Here is a 19,066-nt window from a genome sequence, read left to right on the forward strand (position 1 = left end):
TCAGTGAGGTAGAGGTTGCGCGGATGATGAGTCACTCATGGGAGAGATGGAATCGAAGATCATGAGAAAAAAGGCATCAGCGCCGAAGTGTAGAGAGAGCTCCAACTTTCTTTATGCTGGGTCTGCATTGAATAAATGCAGGACTGCCACGTCTTTGAAGCGTGGAGGGCTATCCGGAGATCAAGGTGTATGTTTTGAAAAGCATGGACTTTTGTTCAGGCTTTTTTTTATGTTCTGAGTCACAAAAATAAGGGTATGCTGTTAAAAAGCAATTCATTATGAACATAAAGAATGCAAGTCATTGCTTCACAAATATATCAATGAAGATACTGCCGGGTCTGGTCCAAAGTGAATAAAACGGAGGTACGGAAATGGAACAGACAAAAAAATGGGGTTTTTGGTTATTGACGGCTTTTGTCGTCGGAAATATGGTAGGTTCAGGCATCTTTATGCTGCCAAGTACGCTTGCCCAGCACGCAAGTCCTTTAGGTGTGACGATGGCATGGCTTGTCACAGGCGGCGGTGTGCTTATGATTGCGCTTGTATTTGGGCATTTGTCCATTCATAAGCCGCAGCTGACGGCTGGACCACAAAGTTATGCAAGGGCGCTTTTTAAAGATCCGAAAAAAGGGAAAGCGGCTGGATTTACAATGGTTTGGGGATATTGGGTGGCAAGCTGGATTAGTAATGTCGCAATTATTACAAGTCTTGCTGGTTATTTAACGACTTTTTTCCCGATTCTCACCGTGAAGACTGAAGTTTTTACCTTTGGAAAAGAATCGGTCACGCTTGGTCAGCTCATGACGTTTATCGTATGTACCCTTCTTCTATGGGGAACACATACCATTTTAATTACAAGCTTAAGTGCTGCTAGTAAATTGAATTTTATTACGACCTTTTCAAAGGTGCTTGGATTTGTCCTTTTTATTGTTGCGGGATTATTTGCATTTCAAACGGCATTATTTGAACATTACTACTTCCCGGTTGAAACAGGCAGCGAAGGAGTGCTTGGCCTTGGAGGTCAAATTCATCATGCGGCTATTTCCACACTATGGGCATTTATTGGAATTGAATCAGCTGTCATTTTATCAGGAAGAGCATCCTCACAGCGTGATGTGAAGCGTGCGACGATTACAGGTCTTTTAATCGCACTTTCGATCTACATGATTATCACGTTGATTACAATGGGCGTTTTGCCGCACGATCAATTGCAAGGCTCTGACAAACCATTCGTAGACGTGCTTCAGCTTATTATTGGGCCAGCTGGCGGAATTGTCATGGCTCTGCTGGCGATTATTTGCTTGTTTGGTTCGATGCTTGGGTGGATTTTACTTGGTTCAGAAGTGCCGTATCAAGCAGCAAAGGCTGGTGATTTTCCAGCAGTATTTGCAAAAACAAACAAAAAAGGAAGCCCTGCTTTCGCTTTGACTGTTACAAATATTATGTCACAGCTGTTTATCTTCTCTGTGATGTCACGTACGATTAATGAAGCTTTTACCTTTTTAACTACATCAGCGACACTTGCGTATCTTATTCCGTATATTGTGTCTTCCATCTACAGCTTTAAGGTCATTATGCAAGGTGACACGTATGAGCTTCAAAAAGGAAATCGAACAAGAGACGGCATCATTGCACTGGTTGCGATGGGGTATTCAGCTTGGGTCATTATTTCAGGAACAGCCGACTTGAAAACCTTTGGTCTTGGAATTGGTCTATTCTTAGTAGGTATTTTGCTTTATCCATTCATGTCAAAAGGATTTGCCAAAGGAACGGTATAAGAAAGACGTTTCTCCATTTCTGGAGAAACGTTTTTTTATGATGCAGATGTCAATCGGTCCACAATAAATTCTAGCTGACCTTCTAGTGACACTGGGTCATTAAAGAAGAAACCGACTGGATCTATTTCGAATACATGTTTATTTTTGACGGCAGGAAGTGATGTCCAAATGCTGCTTTGATACACTTGTTCACCTTTACTTTTTGAGCCGCTCCATGGACCTGTGAAAATATAGTCGCCTGCGAATTCTGGCAGCTTCTCAAGAGAAATATTCGCATAGCCGACGCCGCTGTCGATCGCTTCTTTTTTAACCGCCTTCGGTGCTTTTAATTTCAGTTCGTCATAAATGATTTCGCCCCCGCGGGCAAAGGTGTTTCCGAAGATATAAATGCCTTTATCAAATGGCGATACGATCGAGACCGTTTTGCTGCCGACAGCTTTGGTTACCTTTGGTTTCACCTCAGCAATTTTGGTATCCCATTTTGTGATCCATTCTGTTGCTTTTTTTGGTGTGCCTGTCATTTTACCGAATTCTTTTAGCTGGTCTTTGAAAGAATATTGATTGTATTTTACCGCTACAGTTGGGGCGATTTTTTTGTATTGATCAAACTTCTCATCTTCCCCCCAAGCAATAATCATATCTGGCTTCGAAGCGGCTACCTTTTCGACCGATGGGGTCCTTCCGAGATTTTCCACTCCATCTGTTTTCCCTTTATAAAAAGGGTTTTTAAAGATGGGTGATGTTGTAGCAACTGGCGTTTTGCCGAGTGTGACGAGGTCCCCGTAATAGCTTTCTGCAAGAAGCACTATTCGTTTCGGATTTTTCGGAAGCTTCACTTCACCTTTTGCATCCTGATATGTCATCATGTCATTCTTTTTCGCTGCAGATTGTTTATTTGAAGTGCTGCCGCAAGCGGCTGTAAAGATCATAAGAATCGATAAAGAAATCAAAAGAAATCCAGTTCGTTTTTTCACAAAAGTTCTCTCCTATTCATTTTTCCTTGATAATGATTCTCAATTTCATTTTTTATCGTAACATGATAGGAACAAAAATGCATTGGCTAATTTAGGCCTAAAGAAAAATGATGAAATTCTCACAGTTTTTTGATGAAAATAAAGAAATTTATCAGAACAATGATTTCAAAAAGAAAAGAAAGTGATATACTAGACTTCGAGATTGATAATCATTATCACTAATAAAGAATAAACATGAACGGAAAGGAAGAGACTGGTTTTGGGCTCACAATCGAATAAACAGCTGCCAGCCAGCGATGATACGATCGATATTGTCACGAAGCCTTTTGGAACAGCAGCTGTTATCATCATAGGAATCATCGCTTTAGCATTTGGTCTTTTTTTATCGGTATCATTAGGAGCGGCAAACATTCATCTACAGACTGTATGGGAAGCCGTTTTTCATTTTGATCCACAAGAAACTTCACATCAAATCATTCGGGAATTGAGGCTGCCGCGCACAGTTGGAGCCGCGCTCGTCGGTGCCTTTTTAGCCGTATCAGGTGCCATTATGCAAGGAATGACAAGAAATGCGCTGGCGTCACCGGAGATTATGGGTGTGACAAATGGCTCCGCTTTTGCGATTGCCATTGCATTAGCATTTTTCCCTGGCCAATCTTCTTTCACATTAATTCTTTGGTCATTTGTTGGAGCCGCACTCGGTGCCTCTATTGTATTTGGTGTCGGTACTATGTCAAAAGGGGGACTGACTCCGGTTAAACTTGCACTAGCTGGTACAGCGGTTGGAGCACTTTTGAGCTCAATTTCTTCAGCCATTGCCATTCGTTTTGACGTCGCTCAAGATATGAGCTTTTGGTATGCTGGCGGAGTGGCAGGTGTGAATTGGAGCAACATTCATATCATCATTCCAGTTGCCATTGCAGGACTAATCATTGCAATGATCCTTGCCCGTTCGATCACGGTTCTGAGCTTAGGTGAAGAATTGGCGAAAGGACTTGGACAGTATACGAAAACGGTCAAGGTGCTTGGCGTATTGGTTGTTATTCTTTTAACGGGTGCTGCCGTGTCGGTAGCAGGCTCTATTGGTTTTATCGGGCTTGTGATCCCTCATGTCACTCGATTCTTGGTCGGAGTGGACTATCGCTGGATTATCCCATGCTCCGCTATTTTAGGGGCCACTTTGTTAATTTATGCGGACATTGCTGCGAGGCTGGTCAACGCTCCGTTTGAAACGCCAGTCGGTGCCATTACGGCGATTATAGGCGTTCCTTTCTTCTTATATTTAGCTAGACGTGAAAGGAGCGGAATTTAAATGGAAATGGTGCAGCAAGCAAAGAAAAAGAAATATCAACGAACGATGCTCATGATCTTTTTCGCGATCGTAGCTGTGTTCCTTATTAGTTTAAATACCGGAGAAATTCGGATCTCTCCGATGGATACATTGAAAACACTTTTTGGATTCGGAAGTGAAATGGATGAGCTCGTATTATTCGAATTCCGACTTCCAAGAATGGTCATCGCTTTACTTGTCGGTGCTTCTATCGCTGTATCAGGAGCGATTTGGCAAGGTGTTTCGCAAAATGGTTTAGCTGACCCAGGTATTCTCGGGGTCAATGCCGGCGCTGGCTTTGCCGTTGTGCTATTTATCTTTGCATTTCAAGGCACGATGGCGAATTTAGGTGATTTCTCGATTTTTGTACTGCCGCTTTTCGCGTTCGTAGGTGCAGGCTTTGCTGCATTTCTCATCTATGTGTTAGCGTGGAAAAAAGGCATCACACCTGTCCGATTGATTTTAACTGGTATTGGTGTTAATGCTGCGTTTTCAGCAGCGATTGTGGTCATTCAATTGAAAATGAGCCCAAATGATTTTAACCAAGCCATCGTGTGGTTATCTGGAAGTATTTATGGCTCAAGCTGGACGTATGTCCTGTCTGTTCTGCCATGGATGGTGATTTTCCTTATATTCGCGATTGTCAGATCACGCTATTTAAATATCATGAATTTGGGTGATCAGCTGTCCTATGGATTAGGCATTTCAGTTCATAAAGAAAGAAGCTTGTTCATGCTGATTGCCGTTGCATTAGCAGGTGCGAGTGTTGCTGTTGCAGGAAGTATCTCTTTCCTAGGATTAGCCGCACCGCACTTGGCGAGAAAGCTTGTTGGGCCAAAGCATCAAGGAATGATACCGGCCTCCGCGTTGATTGGGGCGCTGTTATTATTATTGGCGGATACACTTGGCCGCGTCATACTTGCACCATCAGAAGTGCCAGTTGGCCTTGTCGTTTCTGCTTTAGGCGCACCTTACTTCATTTACTTATTGATGAAATCGAACTAATGAGGAAGGAGAGACAACATATGAAATCGCTCGAAACAGAAAAGCTTTGTATCGGTTATCAAGACCGTTTGATTGTAGAAGATTTGAATGTCAGTATCCCAAAAGGCAAGGTGACAACACTGATTGGACCGAATGGCTGCGGGAAATCAACCATTTTAAAAACGATGTCTCGTATTATGAAGGCCAATCGAGGAGCTGTTTATTTAAATGGCCAGGCTATCCATGAGACGCCGACAAAAGAAATTTCAAAACAAATGGCGATCTTACCGCAAACACCCGAAGCACCTAGTGGACTGACAGTGTATGAGCTTGTGTCATATGGACGTTTCCCGCATCAAAATGGGTTTGGCCGCTTATCAAATGAAGATAAACGAATCATCAGATGGGCACTTGAGGAAACGGGAATGATCGCTTTTCATGATCGGCCAATTGAAGCACTTTCAGGCGGGCAGCGTCAGCGTGTATGGATTGCGATGGCACTTGCCCAGGAAACAGAGCTGCTCCTATTGGATGAACCTACGACGTATTTGGATCTTGCACATCAGCTCGAGATTCTTCAGCTTTTAGAACGCTTAAATAGAGAGCAGGGGCGTACTGTGTTGATGGTCATCCATGATTTGAATCATGCGGCGCGTTTTTCACAGTACATGATTGCCCTCAATCAAGGGAAAGTCATAAAAGACGGTACGCCTCATGAGGTCATGACCAAAGAGGTACTCAGTCAGGTATTCCATATTGATGCAGAAATTGTGCTTGATCCTAGAACGAATAAGCCGATTTGTTTAACATATGATTTAATGAATCATGAACGAAAGCTAGAAGCTGTAAATGGATAATAGATGTAAAGGAACTCGGTGCAGATGCCGGGTTTTTTTGCGTGTTTGAAACTTCCTAGTGCTACTATTTTCTCTAGTTGATTTTTTTCGCTTTTATGCAGAAAAGAGGTACTTTTTTACTTTAGACAATGGTAATATACGGTTAGAGATCATAGCTAGAAAGGAAAGAGATGCGTGGAAACAGCAAAAATATTGATTGCAGATGACGAAGAAGCAATTGTGAAAATGGTTGAACGCGTATTAAAAAAAGAAGGATTCAAGCATATTTATAAAGCATACCATGCAGATGAAGCATTAGATGTTGTCAAAAAGGAGGACATCCACCTCTTACTTCTAGATGTGATGATGCCCGGTAAATCTGGCTTTGACGTTCTGCCTGAAATCAGAAAAGTAACGAAAGCGCCTATTTTTTATTTAACTGCAAGAACGTCTGATGTCGATAAACTGACGGGCTTTGCGCAGGGGGCAGACGATTATATCACGAAGCCATTTAATCCTCTTGAGCTAGTGGCTAGAATTAAGGCTCACCTAAACCGAACATATATCTCCTTACAGGAGGAACAAGAAGACACTCAAAGCCAATATCATTATGCCCATTTCTCCTATCATCCTCATGCAGCTGAATTGAAAGTAAGAGGAGAGGTGACGGCATGCTCAGCTCAGCTTCTTTCTTTGCTGAAGTACTTTTGTGATCATCCGAATGTGGTTCTTTCAAAAGATCAAATCTATGAGAAAGTATGGGGCGTCCCATCATATGGTGATAACAACACTGTCATGGTTCATATTCGAAAGCTGAGAGAAAAGATCGAGTTAGATCCAAGTCAGCCCGAATATATTGTGACGATCCGTGGTATGGGATATAAATTTATACCACACCCTGCAAAGGTCCTTCAATAAATTATGAATTTACGAGCAAAACTTTTCTTTCACTTTGTCGGACAAATGTTTATTGTGATTGCTGTTTTTATAATCGGAAATACGTTCTCTGATAATCTATATGTAAAAAAATACTACGAGAACATGGCTGAAACTGGTTTAACTAAAGCTGATGGAGATACACTCATGAGCTGGCTTTATTTTAACGAGGATGGAAAAATGGAAGCCGACGATCAGCTCAAGCAAGCAGTGCAAAAACGAGACGGCTGGCTGCAAGTGATTGATTCAAAAAAGAAAAACGTTTATAGCTATCACCGCCCTAAATCTATTCCAACATCCTATCAAAAGGATGAAATGATTAAGATCTTTGAAAAAAGAGAATTTAAAGATTACAAGATGTACTTCTGGCCAATTGAGATTGATCAAGAAAGCTTTATTGTGTTATATGGGTTCAAAACGAACAGCACAAAGGTAGCCAATTATCTGAAGCAGCACGAGAAAAATTTGGCTGCATTATCTCAATATTCGGTTGAAACGAAAGAATTCTTGAAGAGAATGAACGGATCGGTTCATCTGTTCAATGAAGAAGGAAAATATTTAAAAGGCATTCGGACCAACACAAGTTTGAAGCATAACGTAACAGATATTGAATTGCTCAAGTATCAATCGAAGCCTTGGGAGTTTAGAAGTGACCTCACTTATATGAAGGTGAATAAAAACCTGTATATTATCGTTTCGGTACCAAATAAAGTATACAGCCCAGACGAGCTTTACGATAAGGAGACAGACGCTTTAAATCAATATACAACCATCTTAATTGCAGGTCTTGCGCTCACTATTATTATTGTGATGACATTATGGTACTCGTATTGCTATGGGCTGCCAATTTATCATATTATTCGCTGGCTGATTTTCTTATCAAAAAATAAATTGCAGGAACCAACAAATAGAAAGGGAATTCCAGTCAGTAAAAATAAAAAAGGCCGTATTAAGCGGGAATATCGTTTATTTGAGGATATCCTAAAAACAATGGATCAGCTCACACATACGTTAAAAGAGAACGAATCAAACCGAAGAAAAATTCAAACCACAAGGGAAGAATGGATTGCAGGATTGTCTCATGATTTGAAAACGCCTTTAAGTACGATTTACGGCTATGGACTCATGCTTGAATCCGATCAATATCAATGGTCCAAGGAAGAAGTCATAGAAATGGGACAGGTGATTCGTGAGAAATCAGAATACATGTCGACACTGATTGAGGATTTAAACCTCACGTACCGATTGAAGAATGGTGCCCTGCCTATTAATCGGAAGCCGGTTGAACTCAGTGAATTTTTAGCTTCCATTATGGATGAGTTCTCAAGAAGCTCCTCATCTGAGGATTATCCATCCTCCTTTGAAGATCAAACTGATGGTGTCATATTTGAGATCGATAAAGCCTGGTTCAGACGAGTGATTGAGAACCTGCTGGCGAATGCAGTGAAGCATAACGAAAAAGGCACTCATATTACAGCTGTTTTATCTGAAACAGATGAAGAAGTTCGGATCGAAATGAAAGACAATGGCCGCGGAATGGCACAGGAAACGGTGGATCACCTATTTAACCGCTACTACAGAGGGACAAATACAAATGATCCAACGAACGGAACTGGTCTCGGGCTTGCGATAGCAAAAGAGCTCGTCTTGCTGCATGACGGTGATATTCAAGTTGAAAGTGAACTAGGCTCTGGAACAACTATTGCGATTATCCTAAAAAAATCATCACCTGTAAAATAGCCAAAAAACGATTTTCTTTTCTAAAGGAGATCGTTTTTTCCTGTTTTAGGATTGAAATCAATTTTGTAAACGATTACAATAAAATTGTTAACGTGAACAAATCATTTTTATTTATAAGAGAGATGGGGGAGTTTGATGAAAGCCTTTTTAGATGATCAGTTTTTACTCAACAGTCAAACGGCGGAAAAGCTATATCATGAGTTTGCTAAGGACCTTCCAATTATAGATTACCATTGTCATTTAAGCCCCAAAGAAATCTATGAAAATAAAACCTTCCATAATATCACCGAAGCATGGCTTTACGGAGATCATTACAAATGGCGTGCCATGAGAGCAAACGGCATACCAGAATCACACGTCACAGGGGATGCCTCAGACTATGAGAAATTTCTGGCGTGGGCGAAGACCGTTCCCATGACCATTGGAAACCCGCTCTATCACTGGACTCATTTAGAACTGAGACGATATTTTGGAGTTGAGGAACTTTTAAACGAAAAAACTGCACACATCATCTGGCAAAAAGTAAATGAAAAGCTGCAAGGAGAGGGTTTTGGTGCGAGAGACTTCATTGTGAAAACGAACGTTGAAACAGTCGTGACTACAGATGATCCAGTCGATTCGCTTTGCTATCATCAAAAACTGTGGGAAGAAGGATTCACTGTGCAAGTACTGCCCGGATTTCGGCCTGATAAGGCTCTTGATATAACAAATCACCTATTTACAGCGTATGTTCACGAACTGGCAGAGGCTTCATCTACTCCAATCCAATCCTATCAAGACTTTTTAACAGCACTCCGTGCAAGAATTGATTTTTTCCATGAACAGGGCTGCCTGATCTCAGATCATGCCATTAACGAAATGACGTTTGAAGAAACGACGGAAGAAGAAGTGGAAGCCATCTTTCATAAAAAAATGTCGGGTCATGCATTGACGGAAAAAGAGAAGATTAAATTTAAAACACAAACATTCATTAAGCTTGGTCAGGCTTACTATGAGCGGGGCTGGGCGATGCAGCTTCATATCAATGCACTTAGGAACAACAATACGAAAATGTTTGAGCGGCTTGGGCCAGATACAGGGTATGATGCGATGAATGATGAGGACATTGCCAAGCCACTTTGCCGAATATTGGATCGTTTACAACAAGAACAGGCACTGCCAAAAACCATTCTATATTCCTTGAATCCTAGGGATAATGTTGTGATTTCCACATTGGCTGGAAGCTTTCAAGACGGGACGGCACCTGGGAAGATTCAGCACGGTACAGCTTGGTGGTTTAATGATACGAAACAAGGGATGACAGAGCAGATGATGGCTCTATCCAGTATTGGACTGATCAGCCGTTTCATTGGGATGCTGACAGATTCAAGAAGCTTTTTGTCGTATACAAGGCATGAATATTTTCGAAGACTGCTTTGCGATATCATCGGAGATTGGGTAGAAAAAGGGGAAGTTCCATATGATCTTGATCTGTTAGGGGGAATCGTGAAAGGAATCGGCTATGAAAATGCCAGACTGTATTTCCAATTTGACCGGGCGAAGCAGCTCCAGCATCCGAACAAAATGACATGAAGAAAATGAAAGCGGTTTTATGATAAGATGGTAAAAAATCATAAAAGGCGGAATAGCATGACAGTCACAATTAAAGACATAGCAAAATTAGCAAACGTCTCTCATACCACGGTATCAAGGGCTTTGAATAACAGTCCTTTTATTAAAGAGAAGACAAAACAAAAGATTTTGTCGATTGCAAAACAGCTGAATTATTCACCGAATGTCCATGCGAGAGGCCTTGTATCACAAAAATCATTTACAATCGGTCTGTTTTTTACGAGTTTAACAGAGGGCACATCTTCAAGCTTCTTTGTGGATGCATTAAAAGGTGTCAATAGCGTCATGACAGAGTATTATAATCTCTTTGTAAGAGGAATTGATGACTTTCACGATTATACAACCATTCATAAACAACGCTATGATGGCATTTTGCTCATGAGTCAAAGCGAGCACGATGAGGCGTTTATCCATCATGTGAAGAAACAGGGCATTCCCATCATTGTGCTGAATCGCCGTGTAGAAAGTCATGAAGTCATGAATATATTAGCAGATGATAGTCAAGGAGCTTACCAGGCTGCACAACATTTCATTCACCAAGGTCATGAACAAATCGCCATCATTGAAGGGAAAGAAGGCTTTAAATCAACTCAAGAAAGAAAAGCTGGTTTCCTGCAAGCGTTAATTGATCACCAAATACCTATGAAGAAAGAATATATGATGAAAGGCGATTATCACATGAAAAGCGGCTATGAATCAATGGAATCGCTGCTGGCCCTTGATGAACCGCCAACAGCGCTCTTTTGCTCAAATGATGACATGGCGATCGGTGCAATGAATGCTTTATTTGCAAAAGGCAAAACGTGTCCAAATGATATTTCTATTATTGGTTTTGATGATATTGCATTTTCATCCTATACCACACCTGCATTGACAACGGTGAAAAAGCCGATTGAAAAAATGTGTGCACTTGGAGCAGAAGCCATTCTTTCAGTAATAAACGGTGAAGAGCAGGAAGAAGATCATATGGAAAAAGTGTATGTTCACACAGAGCTGATGATCAGAGACTCAGTTAAAAAGGTGCAGTAATCAGCACCTTTTTAGAAAAATGTTCACGTGTGCATATTACTTGGAGAGGGGAATCCATTTGAAACGATTATCAAAAGCCATATACCCGGCACCTGAGTATCCGGAAACGATTTTGCAGATTGGCGAAGGAAATTTTATGCGAGGATTTATCAATTGGCACATCCAGAAGCTGAACGACTGCACAGATTTTAAAGGAAGAGCTGTTGTTGTCCCTCCTCGAAAAGGATCAGTGGCAGCCTTAAATGAACAAGATGGCTTGTACACATTATGTATTCAGGGATATCATGACCGGCAAGAAATGAATGAACGTATGATCATCCAATCGATTAGCAGAGGAATTAGTACGTATACGGATTACGAGGAGTTTTTACACGTAGCAGAAAACCCGGATCTCCGCTTTGTCTTCTCAAACACGACGGAGGCAGGACTTGTGCTCAAAAAGGAGGACCGTTTGGAGGATCGGCCGCAAGCCAGTTTTCCAGGAAAGCTGACAGCGTTCTTGTATCACCGGTTTAAAGCATTTGCTGGAGATGAGCGGAAAGGTCTGATCATTCTACCTTGTGAATTGGTTGAACAAAATGGTGATCGATTGAAGGAATATGTGATCAGTATGGCAGCTGAGTGGGAATTGCCGCCTGCGTTTATGACATGGATAAAAGAGACCAACACGTTTTGTAATACGCTTGTGGACCGGATTGTCCCTGGATTCTCTAAGGAAGCGGCTGAAATCGTAGAAAAGGAAGAAGGGTATATTGACGAATTGCTTGTCACGGCAGAATATTATCATCTTTTTGTCATTGAAGCACCTGCCTTCGTACAAAAGGAGCTCCCCTTTCAAGAAGCAGGGTTAAATGTTCTTTTTGTAGAGGATATTGCGCCTTATCGTATGAGCAAGGTACGAATTTTAAATGGTGCACATACAGCGATGGTGCCGATTGCTTACTCATGCGGTATAGAAACTGTAAAAGAAGCTGTGGATGATGAGCATGTTGGTCCGTTCATCCGGCGTATGCTGGAGGAGGAAGTACTTCCAGGACTTGAACTTCCTCAAGATGAGCTTCTTCTTTATACACAATCCGTTTGGGATCGTTTTTGCAATCCATTTGTAAAGCATCAATTGCTGGATATTGCACTGAATGGGGTATCCAAATTCCGAACCCGTAATCTTCCGTCATTGCTTGATTATGTCGAGCAAAAGAAACAGCTGCCAATGAAACTTGTGTTTTCACTTAGCAGTCTCATTTATTTCTACAGAGCATATGCAGGAAGGGTAAAGGATGATGAAACTGTGCTCACGCTCATGAAGGACGCATGGGAAAACCGTTCCAATGAAGCGGTTGCAGCGAGTATCCTTTCATACGAATCATTATGGGGCAGAGATTTAACGGATGTAAAAGGATTGAGTCAAGCTGTAGCTGATCAGCTTACCCTCATACAGAAGTACGGGATGAGAGCGGCTGTTCACCGAATGATGCGTCATCAATATGAAAATCAGGGGGAGAAGGCATGAAAGACTTTATTGTAATCCACCCTTCAGATAATGTCGGTATTGCTTTAAAAGGATTGGAACAAGGGGAAGAGCTGCAGCATCAAGGACATACGATTATCTTAAAAGAGACCGTTGGCAAAGGTCATAAGTTTGCATTGGCTGATATCAAGCAAAGAGAGAATATTATCAAATATGGCTATCCCATTGGTCATGCAGTGACTGCCATTTCTGCTGGAGAATGGGTGCATACGCATAATATTAAAACCAATCTATCTGGCAAGCTAGAATACGAATACCAGCCTTCATTATCAGAAAACCCCTATGAAAAAACAAATCTTACATTTAAAGGATATAAACGAAAAAATGGCGAAAGCGGAATCCGCAATGAGCTTTGGATTGTTCCTACCGTTGGATGTGTGAATGGCATCGCCGATCAAATGATCCAAATATTCACCGCTGAAATGGGTGGAAACATCCATCCTTTTGAAACAGCCCTCGTATTAAAGCACAATTATGGATGTTCACAGCTTGGGGACGATCATGAAAATACCAAAACCATTTTACAAAATGCGGTGAAGCATCCTAACGCTGGAGGAGTACTTGTTCTTGGACTTGGGTGTGAAAACAATGATATTGAGGATTTTCAGTCCACATTAGGTGAATATGACCGTACGAGAGTGAAATTTTTAAGAAGCCAAGAAGTAGGAGATGAGATTGAGACGGGAGTGGCTTTACTCAAGGAAATTTATGATGCGGCGAAAGAAGATCATCGTGAAGACATTCCGTTATCTGAGCTGAAAATTGGTTTGAAGTGCGGAGGATCAGATGGATTTTCCGGTATTACTGCAAATCCGCTTTTAGGCAGACTGTCCGATTTTATTGTCGCGCAAGGCGGAACGACGGTGCTGACAGAAGTGCCCGAAATGTTTGGTGCTGAAACGATTTTAATGGAGAGAGCAGCATCAGAAGCGACTTTCGACAATATTGTGCAAATGATCAATGACTTTAAACAATACTTTTTGGATCATCGACAGCCGGTATATGAAAATCCTTCCCCGGGAAATAAAGCTGGTGGAATTTCGACATTAGAGGATAAGTCTCTTGGCTGTACACAAAAAGCAGGTACTTCTGATATTAAAGATGTATTGAAATATGGAGAGCTGCTGAAACAAAAGGGATTGAACTTATTAAGTGCACCTGGTAATGATTTGGTTGCTTCATCTGCTCTTGCTGCTTCCGGTTGTCAAATGGTGCTTTTTACAACAGGCAGGGGGACACCATTTGGTACGTTTGTGCCAACAATGAAGATCTCGACCAACACAGCTTTATATGAAACAAAAAAGCACTGGATTGACTTTAATGCCGGAGAACTGCTTGAAGATGTACCGGAAGATGTTGTGTTAGAAAAATTCATTTCAACGGTTATTGATGTGGCGAGTGGGAAGCTGTTAAATCATGAGAAAAACAATTTTAGAGAGCTGGCTATTTTCAAAACAGGTGTCACACTTTAAGGCGACTGGGGGATGAGAAAGTGTCTAAAAAGCGGGATTTGATGTATATCACAGCAGGAACGGTACTAACTGGAGTCGGAATTGCTCGATTAGCAAAGCAAGGGAAGAAAGATAAAAAAGCAAACGGGATCGATCAAGTGTTAAAGCAGATAAAAGCGCCGCAGTTCCCAGATCGTGAATTGAATGTGGTTCATTATGGAGCAGATGCGGAAGGGAAAGAGTTATCTACAAATGCCATTCAGTCTGCCATCGATGAAGCACATCGGTTGAAAGGAGGAAGGGTGCTGATCCCAGCAGGGACGTTTGTGACAGGTGCTTTAGAATTGAAAAGCAATGTAGAACTTCATCTGCATGAGAAAGCCTATGTGACATTCAGTCAAGACCCAAAGGATTATCTGCCTCTTGTACTGACAAGATATGAAGGGATTGAGCTTTATAATTATTCACCTCTCATTTATGCACACCATGCAGAAAATATCGCTATTACTGGAGCCGGAACGCTTGATGGCAGAGGGGATGAGCATCATTGGTGGCCTTGGAAGTATGGGACAAATGGCCAGCCCTCTCAGGATCGGGATCGTCAGCTCTTGTTTGAAATGGCGGAAAAGAGAATACCGGTAGAAGAAAGGGTGTTTGGAGAAGGCCATTATTTAAGATCGAGCTTTATTCAGCCATACCAATGTCAGCAAGTTCTAATCGAAGGAGTGACAGTGAAGGATTCACCAATGTGGCAAATTCATCCTGTATTAAGTAGTAACGTCATCGTCCGCGGTGTTAAAATCATTGGGCATGGACCAAACACAGATGGTGTCAATCCGGAGTCTTGCCGGAATGTGCTCATTGAAGATTGTTACTTTGATAACGGAGATGATTGTATTGCCATCAAATCGGGCAGAAACGAGGATGGACGGAGAATAGGGGTTCCATCTGAAAACATCGTCATTCGTAGAAATGAGATGCGGGATGGACACGGCGGTGTGACGATCGGGAGCGAGATTTCTGGCGGGGTAAAGTATGTTTATGCAGAAAATAATGTAATGGACAGTCCGAACCTTGACCGGGCACTGCGTATTAAAACCAACTCTGTCAGAGGCGGTACGATTGAACATATTTATTTTAAAAACAATACAGTCAAAAGTCTAAAGCATGAAGTGATCTGTATTGACATGATGTATGAGGAAGGAGATGCTGGTCCGCATCGTCCTGTTGTACGTCATATTGAAGTAGAAGGACTCAAAAGCAGCGGCGGACGATATGGTGTGAAAATAGCCGCATACGCACATTCTCCTGTTACTCATTTTAAAATGAAAGATTGTGTCATAGATGAAGTGGCGTACCCCTTATCTTTAGAGCATGCAGTTTCTCCTGCTTTTCAGAAAGTCGTCATCAATGGAGAACCAATCAATCAATAGAAGAGTGAAAAACAGTCTTTTTAGAGGCTGTTTTTTTGTTTTATGAACAGAAAAGACGCTTTTAGAAATCACATATACAACCTATCTGCACTGTAGTATAATATTCCCGAAATTAGAAAAGAATTGACGAAAGAGATTTCGTTAAGCAGTACATAAACCAGGGGGTTCACTCATGAAAAAGTTAACAGCTATTTGGCTATCGTTATTGCTTGTGATGGGTGTTTTAGCAGGATGTGCAGGCGCTGAGACAGATCATAAAGCAACAGGGTCACAAAATAAAGAAACGGCCACTGCGGCATTTCCAGTATCGATTAAAGATGCAGCTGGCAAAACAGTCGAAATCAAAGAACAGCCTAAACGAATTGTTTCGTTAATTCCAAGTAATACGGAAGTTGCTTATGCACTCGGTCTTGGAGATAAAATGGTTGGACGATCAGACTTTGATAATTATCCAAAGGAAGTCGAAAAGGTAGAGAAGATTGGCGGACTTAAATTTAATGTCGAGAAGGTCATTTCCTTAAAGCCAGATCTTGTGTTAGCACATGCATCTCAAATGGGATCAAAAGAAGGATTTAAACAGCTTGAAGATGCAGGGATCCAAGTGCTGACTGTAAATGATGCAACTTCCTTTAAGGATGTGTACAAATCAATCCATATGATCGGTGAAGCAGCTGGCGTGAAAGAAGCATCAACAAAGCTTGTAGGTGAGATGAAAACAAAATTGAATGACATCAAGAAACAAGCAGAGGCGATTTCAAAAGACAAACAAAAAACTGTCTTTGTCGAAGTGTCAGGTGCTCCTGAAATCTATACAACTGGTAAAAATACATTTATGGATGAAATGCTTTCTGTTATCCATGCCAAAAATGCTGCTGGCGATCAAACTGGCTGGGTGCAAATGACAGAAGAATCGATCATCAAACGAAATCCTGATGTCATCGTGACAATTGATGGTTCCAGCTTAGCTGATTTGAAAAAAAGAGACGGCTGGAATGCAATGAAAGCAGTGAAAGAAAAACAAGTCTTTCAATTGAATACGGATCTCGCATCAAGACCGGGACCGCGATTGGTTGAAGGAGTCGAGGCTCTTGCGAAAAGCGTCTATCCTGACACGTTCAAATAAATTGATCATCGCATATACACTAAGCTCTTTACTTCTTGTGATGAGCATTGGAATGGGAATCTCCTTTGGAAGCTTAGGGATTCCCATTCCTTCTATTCTTCGTATAATTGTTCATGAACTATTCGGAGTACAGTTTGGAACCATTGATTCCATCGATCGCAATATTATGATGAACATTCGGTTGCCAAGAGTCATATTAGCGGCATTAGTCGGAGCAGCACTGGCGTTATCTGGTGCAGCTTTTCAAGGTTTATTAAAAAATCCTCTCGCTGACCCTTATACGCTGGGGGTATCTCAAGGGGCATCAGTTGGAGCCGTATCGACCCTGTTTTTTAGCTGGCAGCTCCCGCTTGTTGGCAGTTTCACACTGCCATTATTCAGTATGACAACAGCGCTTGTGACCCTGTGTCTCGTTCTCTTTTTTGCGCGTCTTGTTCATCGGGGGATGAGCATTTCTTCTTTAATTTTGACAGGAGTGATTTTCAGCTCTTTTTTGGGTGCGCTCATTTCATTGATGATTGCTTTAACAGGTGATGATCTAAAAGAGATCATTCATTGGCTGCTTGGCAGTGTGTCCATGAGAGGCTGGCGTTATATTGTGCTTTTTCTTCCTTTCTTTTTAATTGGGACCTTTGCGTTAATGTTGATGGGGCGAGATTTAAATGTCATGACGTATGGCGAGGAGAAGGCAAAGCTATTAGGTGTCCATGTGAAAAGGAGCAAATATATTGTGCTTCTGGCAGGCTCGATTCTGACCGGAAGTGCAGTAGCCGTATCAGGGACAATCGGTTTTGTAGGACTTGTGATTCCACATTTTATCCGCCTCTTAACTATCACGGATCATCGGCATCTGCTGCCTTTGTCTATGTTGAACGGTGCTTCCTTTCTCGTATTAGCAGATATGTTATCCCGTACCATCATTGAGCCGACTGAATTACCGATTGGCATCATTACTGCGTTAATTGGTGCACCTGTATTTGGCATCATCCTCATTCGTCAATATAGAGGGGGGACGCACGTATGATTCAAGTGAAGGAAATCAGAGGTGGATATGGTGAGAAAGAGATTATTCGTGGCATTAGCCTTGAAGTAAAGCAAGGAGAATTTCTCGGTATACTCGGCCCAAACGGGAGCGGTAAGACAACCCTGCTTAAAATGATGGCAGGAGTTTTAGCACCTGAGAGCGGTGAAGTGCGCCTCGGCGGTCACCTTGTTCAATCCTATCAGCCAAAGGCGCTTGCGCAAAAGATGGCAGTTCTACCGCAGAAAACGGACCAAGCTTTTTCATTTACGGTGGAAGAAACCGTCCAATTCGGCCGTTATCCATATCAAAAAGGGTGGCTGCAATCTGTCACGCAAGAAGATGTGCTGGTCGTCAGAAAAGTAATGGAACAAACGGGTGTTGCACAGTTTAAGGATCAACCCATCCATGAGTTAAGCGGAGGAGAACAGCAGCGTGTGTATTTGGCACAGGCATTGGCGCAGCAACCTGAATATTTATTGCTGGATGAACCAACCAGTTTCCTTGACTTAGCCTATCAAAAAGATTTGCTTGATTTAATTAAAGAAGAAACGACTTCCTCTAGGTTAACGGTCATTGGCGTATTCCATGATGTGAACATTGCTAGTTTATATTGTGATCGGCTGCTGCTGCTTCATGAAGGAAAGACTGACATGTTAGGACTCCCCCATCACGTCTTGACCACCGAACGAATCAACCGTGTGTATGAAACAAATGTGACACCGCTCCAGCATCCAATTAGGGCAAACCCTCAGTTGATGATTGAACCTGCGGTCTCTTCTAATGCATCAATTGTAAACATAGCGGATGGCTGGAGGACATATGGCTCAGAAGGAATGATATTTTCCATTAATCAGCCTCTTCGCATTCTTACCTCACATAAGGAAAACGGCGGGTTCTTTTGGAAAAGGTCGATTGGAACGGGAACGAAGACGCTTCATCATCAGTTAGAGCCAACTGAAGATATGCTGTTTTTCGAGCAAGCTAAAGGATTAGCGAAATACGCCGCAGAAGACGCCGAAGACGATATGATCCTTTACAGCATGCTTCAGCAAGAAGAGTTGACCATTTGGCTTATCCTGAAACGATCTTTATCAGACGGCGCAGCTGTTCAGCTCATAGGTCAGCTTATGCACATCATAAAGCAAGAAACAAGCATTCCAATCCATCATCTTTGTATTGCTGCACCCAATACGCAAGAAACGGAAGATGTTGATCTTTTAAACGAAAGATTAGGACAAAAGGTGTATGGGCTTCTTCATAAGTTGAAAGTCATTCAAAAGTGAACGTAC

15 protein-coding genes and 1 riboswitch are annotated in these 19,066 nt (G+C 41.8%); of the genes, 14 read left to right on the forward strand and 1 reads right to left on the reverse strand.

Features of this window, described 5'->3' with window-relative positions; translation table 11 throughout:
• The first annotated feature begins 1 nt into the window (after position 1).
• Positions 2-180, forward strand: a riboswitch (Lysine riboswitch).
• Between the two features lie 191 nt (positions 181-371).
• Complete coding sequence (locus C9414_RS03395) at positions 372-1,778, forward strand: amino acid permease (protein ID WP_047202396.1); 1,407 nt, start codon at positions 372-374, stop codon at positions 1,776-1,778.
• A 35-nt stretch (positions 1,779-1,813) separates the two neighbouring features.
• On the opposite strand, the gene C9414_RS03400 is transcribed toward C9414_RS03395, so the two are convergent.
• Positions 1,814-2,752 carry an iron-hydroxamate ABC transporter substrate-binding protein gene (locus C9414_RS03400; protein WP_107163064.1) on the reverse strand — a complete coding sequence of 313 codons (939 nt, stop codon included), beginning with the start codon at positions 2,750-2,752 and terminating at the stop codon, positions 1,814-1,816.
• A 259-nt stretch (positions 2,753-3,011) separates the two neighbouring features.
• Between C9414_RS03400 and C9414_RS03405 the strand changes: the two genes are divergently transcribed.
• The 13 genes from C9414_RS03405 (at position 3,012) to C9414_RS03465 (ending at position 19,060) form a co-directional block, all read left to right on the forward strand.
• Positions 3,012-4,064, forward strand: coding sequence for a FecCD family ABC transporter permease (locus C9414_RS03405; protein WP_107163065.1), 1,053 nt, complete (start codon positions 3,012-3,014; stop codon positions 4,062-4,064).
• Entirely contained in the window at positions 4,065-5,087 is a 1,023-nt protein-coding gene (locus tag C9414_RS03410) for a FecCD family ABC transporter permease (protein WP_047202398.1), read from the forward strand.
• Positions 5,088-5,107: 20 nt separating this feature from the next.
• Positions 5,108-5,923: an ABC transporter ATP-binding protein gene (locus tag C9414_RS03415; protein ID WP_047202399.1), complete on the forward strand. Its 816-nt coding sequence runs from the start codon at positions 5,108-5,110 to the stop codon at positions 5,921-5,923.
• Between the two features lie 174 nt (positions 5,924-6,097).
• A complete protein-coding gene (locus tag C9414_RS03420) occupies positions 6,098-6,820 on the forward strand; it encodes a response regulator transcription factor (RefSeq protein WP_107163066.1) in 723 nt (240 codons plus the stop codon).
• Positions 6,821-6,985: 165 nt separating this feature from the next.
• Complete coding sequence (locus C9414_RS03425; RefSeq protein WP_258182561.1) at positions 6,986-8,578, forward strand: HAMP domain-containing sensor histidine kinase; 1,593 nt, start codon at positions 6,986-6,988, stop codon at positions 8,576-8,578.
• Between the two features lie 135 nt (positions 8,579-8,713).
• Positions 8,714-10,150 carry a glucuronate isomerase gene (uxaC, locus tag C9414_RS03430; protein ID WP_107163068.1) on the forward strand — a complete coding sequence of 479 codons (1,437 nt, stop codon included), beginning with the start codon at positions 8,714-8,716 and terminating at the stop codon, positions 10,148-10,150.
• Between the two features lie 57 nt (positions 10,151-10,207).
• Positions 10,208-11,218 carry a LacI family DNA-binding transcriptional regulator gene (locus C9414_RS03435; protein WP_047202403.1) on the forward strand — a complete coding sequence of 337 codons (1,011 nt, stop codon included), beginning with the start codon at positions 10,208-10,210 and terminating at the stop codon, positions 11,216-11,218.
• A gap of 58 nt (positions 11,219-11,276) precedes the next feature.
• Positions 11,277-12,728 (forward strand): tagaturonate reductase, encoded by a 1,452-nt coding sequence (locus tag C9414_RS03440; RefSeq protein WP_107163069.1) that lies wholly within the window; start codon positions 11,277-11,279, stop codon positions 12,726-12,728.
• Positions 12,725-14,218: a UxaA family hydrolase gene (locus C9414_RS03445; protein ID WP_047202405.1), complete on the forward strand. Its 1,494-nt coding sequence runs from the start codon at positions 12,725-12,727 to the stop codon at positions 14,216-14,218. The genes C9414_RS03440 and C9414_RS03445 overlap by 4 nt, the downstream gene beginning before the upstream one ends.
• A 20-nt stretch (positions 14,219-14,238) precedes the next feature.
• Positions 14,239-15,630: a glycoside hydrolase family 28 protein gene (locus tag C9414_RS03450; RefSeq protein ID WP_107163070.1), complete on the forward strand. Its 1,392-nt coding sequence runs from the start codon at positions 14,239-14,241 to the stop codon at positions 15,628-15,630.
• 172 nt (positions 15,631-15,802) lie between these two features.
• A complete protein-coding gene (locus tag C9414_RS03455; protein WP_047202407.1) occupies positions 15,803-16,753 on the forward strand; it encodes an ABC transporter substrate-binding protein in 951 nt (316 codons plus the stop codon).
• Entirely contained in the window at positions 16,719-17,777 is a 1,059-nt protein-coding gene (locus C9414_RS03460) for a FecCD family ABC transporter permease (protein WP_107163071.1), read from the forward strand. Before C9414_RS03455 ends, C9414_RS03460 begins: the two co-directional genes overlap by 35 nt.
• The gene (locus tag C9414_RS03465; protein WP_107163072.1) at positions 17,774-19,060 is read left to right on the forward strand and encodes a heme ABC transporter ATP-binding protein; all 1,287 of its coding nucleotides are present in this window, start codon (positions 17,774-17,776) and stop codon (positions 19,058-19,060) included. The genes C9414_RS03460 and C9414_RS03465 overlap by 4 nt, the downstream gene beginning before the upstream one ends.
• The last annotated feature ends 6 nt before the right edge of the window (positions 19,061-19,066 follow it).

The organism is Bacillus sp. Nf3 (assembly GCF_003028545.1).
In the GTDB taxonomy this organism is placed as follows: domain Bacteria; phylum Bacillota; class Bacilli; order Bacillales; family Bacillaceae; genus Bacillus; species Bacillus safensis.

Bases quoted from the DNA above. Each gene is read 5' to 3' on its own strand.
- C9414_RS03435 (WP_047202403.1), top strand. From the start codon at position 10,208: ATGACAGTCACAATTAAAGACATAGCAAAATTAGCAAACGTCTCTCAT.
- C9414_RS03415 (WP_047202399.1), top strand. From the start codon at position 5,108: ATGAAATCGCTCGAAACAGAAAAGCTTTGTATCGGTTATCAAGACCGT.
- uxaC (WP_107163068.1), top strand. From the start codon at position 8,714: ATGAAAGCCTTTTTAGATGATCAGTTTTTACTCAACAGTCAAACGGCG.
- C9414_RS03395 (WP_047202396.1), top strand. From the start codon at position 372: ATGGAACAGACAAAAAAATGGGGTTTTTGGTTATTGACGGCTTTTGTC.
- C9414_RS03455 (WP_047202407.1), top strand. From the start codon at position 15,803: ATGAAAAAGTTAACAGCTATTTGGCTATCGTTATTGCTTGTGATGGGT.
- C9414_RS03465 (WP_107163072.1), top strand. From the start codon at position 17,774: ATGATTCAAGTGAAGGAAATCAGAGGTGGATATGGTGAGAAAGAGATT.
- C9414_RS03410 (WP_047202398.1), top strand. From the start codon at position 4,065: ATGGAAATGGTGCAGCAAGCAAAGAAAAAGAAATATCAACGAACGATG.
- C9414_RS03425 (WP_258182561.1), top strand. From the start codon at position 6,986: ATGAGCTGGCTTTATTTTAACGAGGATGGAAAAATGGAAGCCGACGAT.
- C9414_RS03445 (WP_047202405.1), top strand. From the start codon at position 12,725: ATGAAAGACTTTATTGTAATCCACCCTTCAGATAATGTCGGTATTGCT.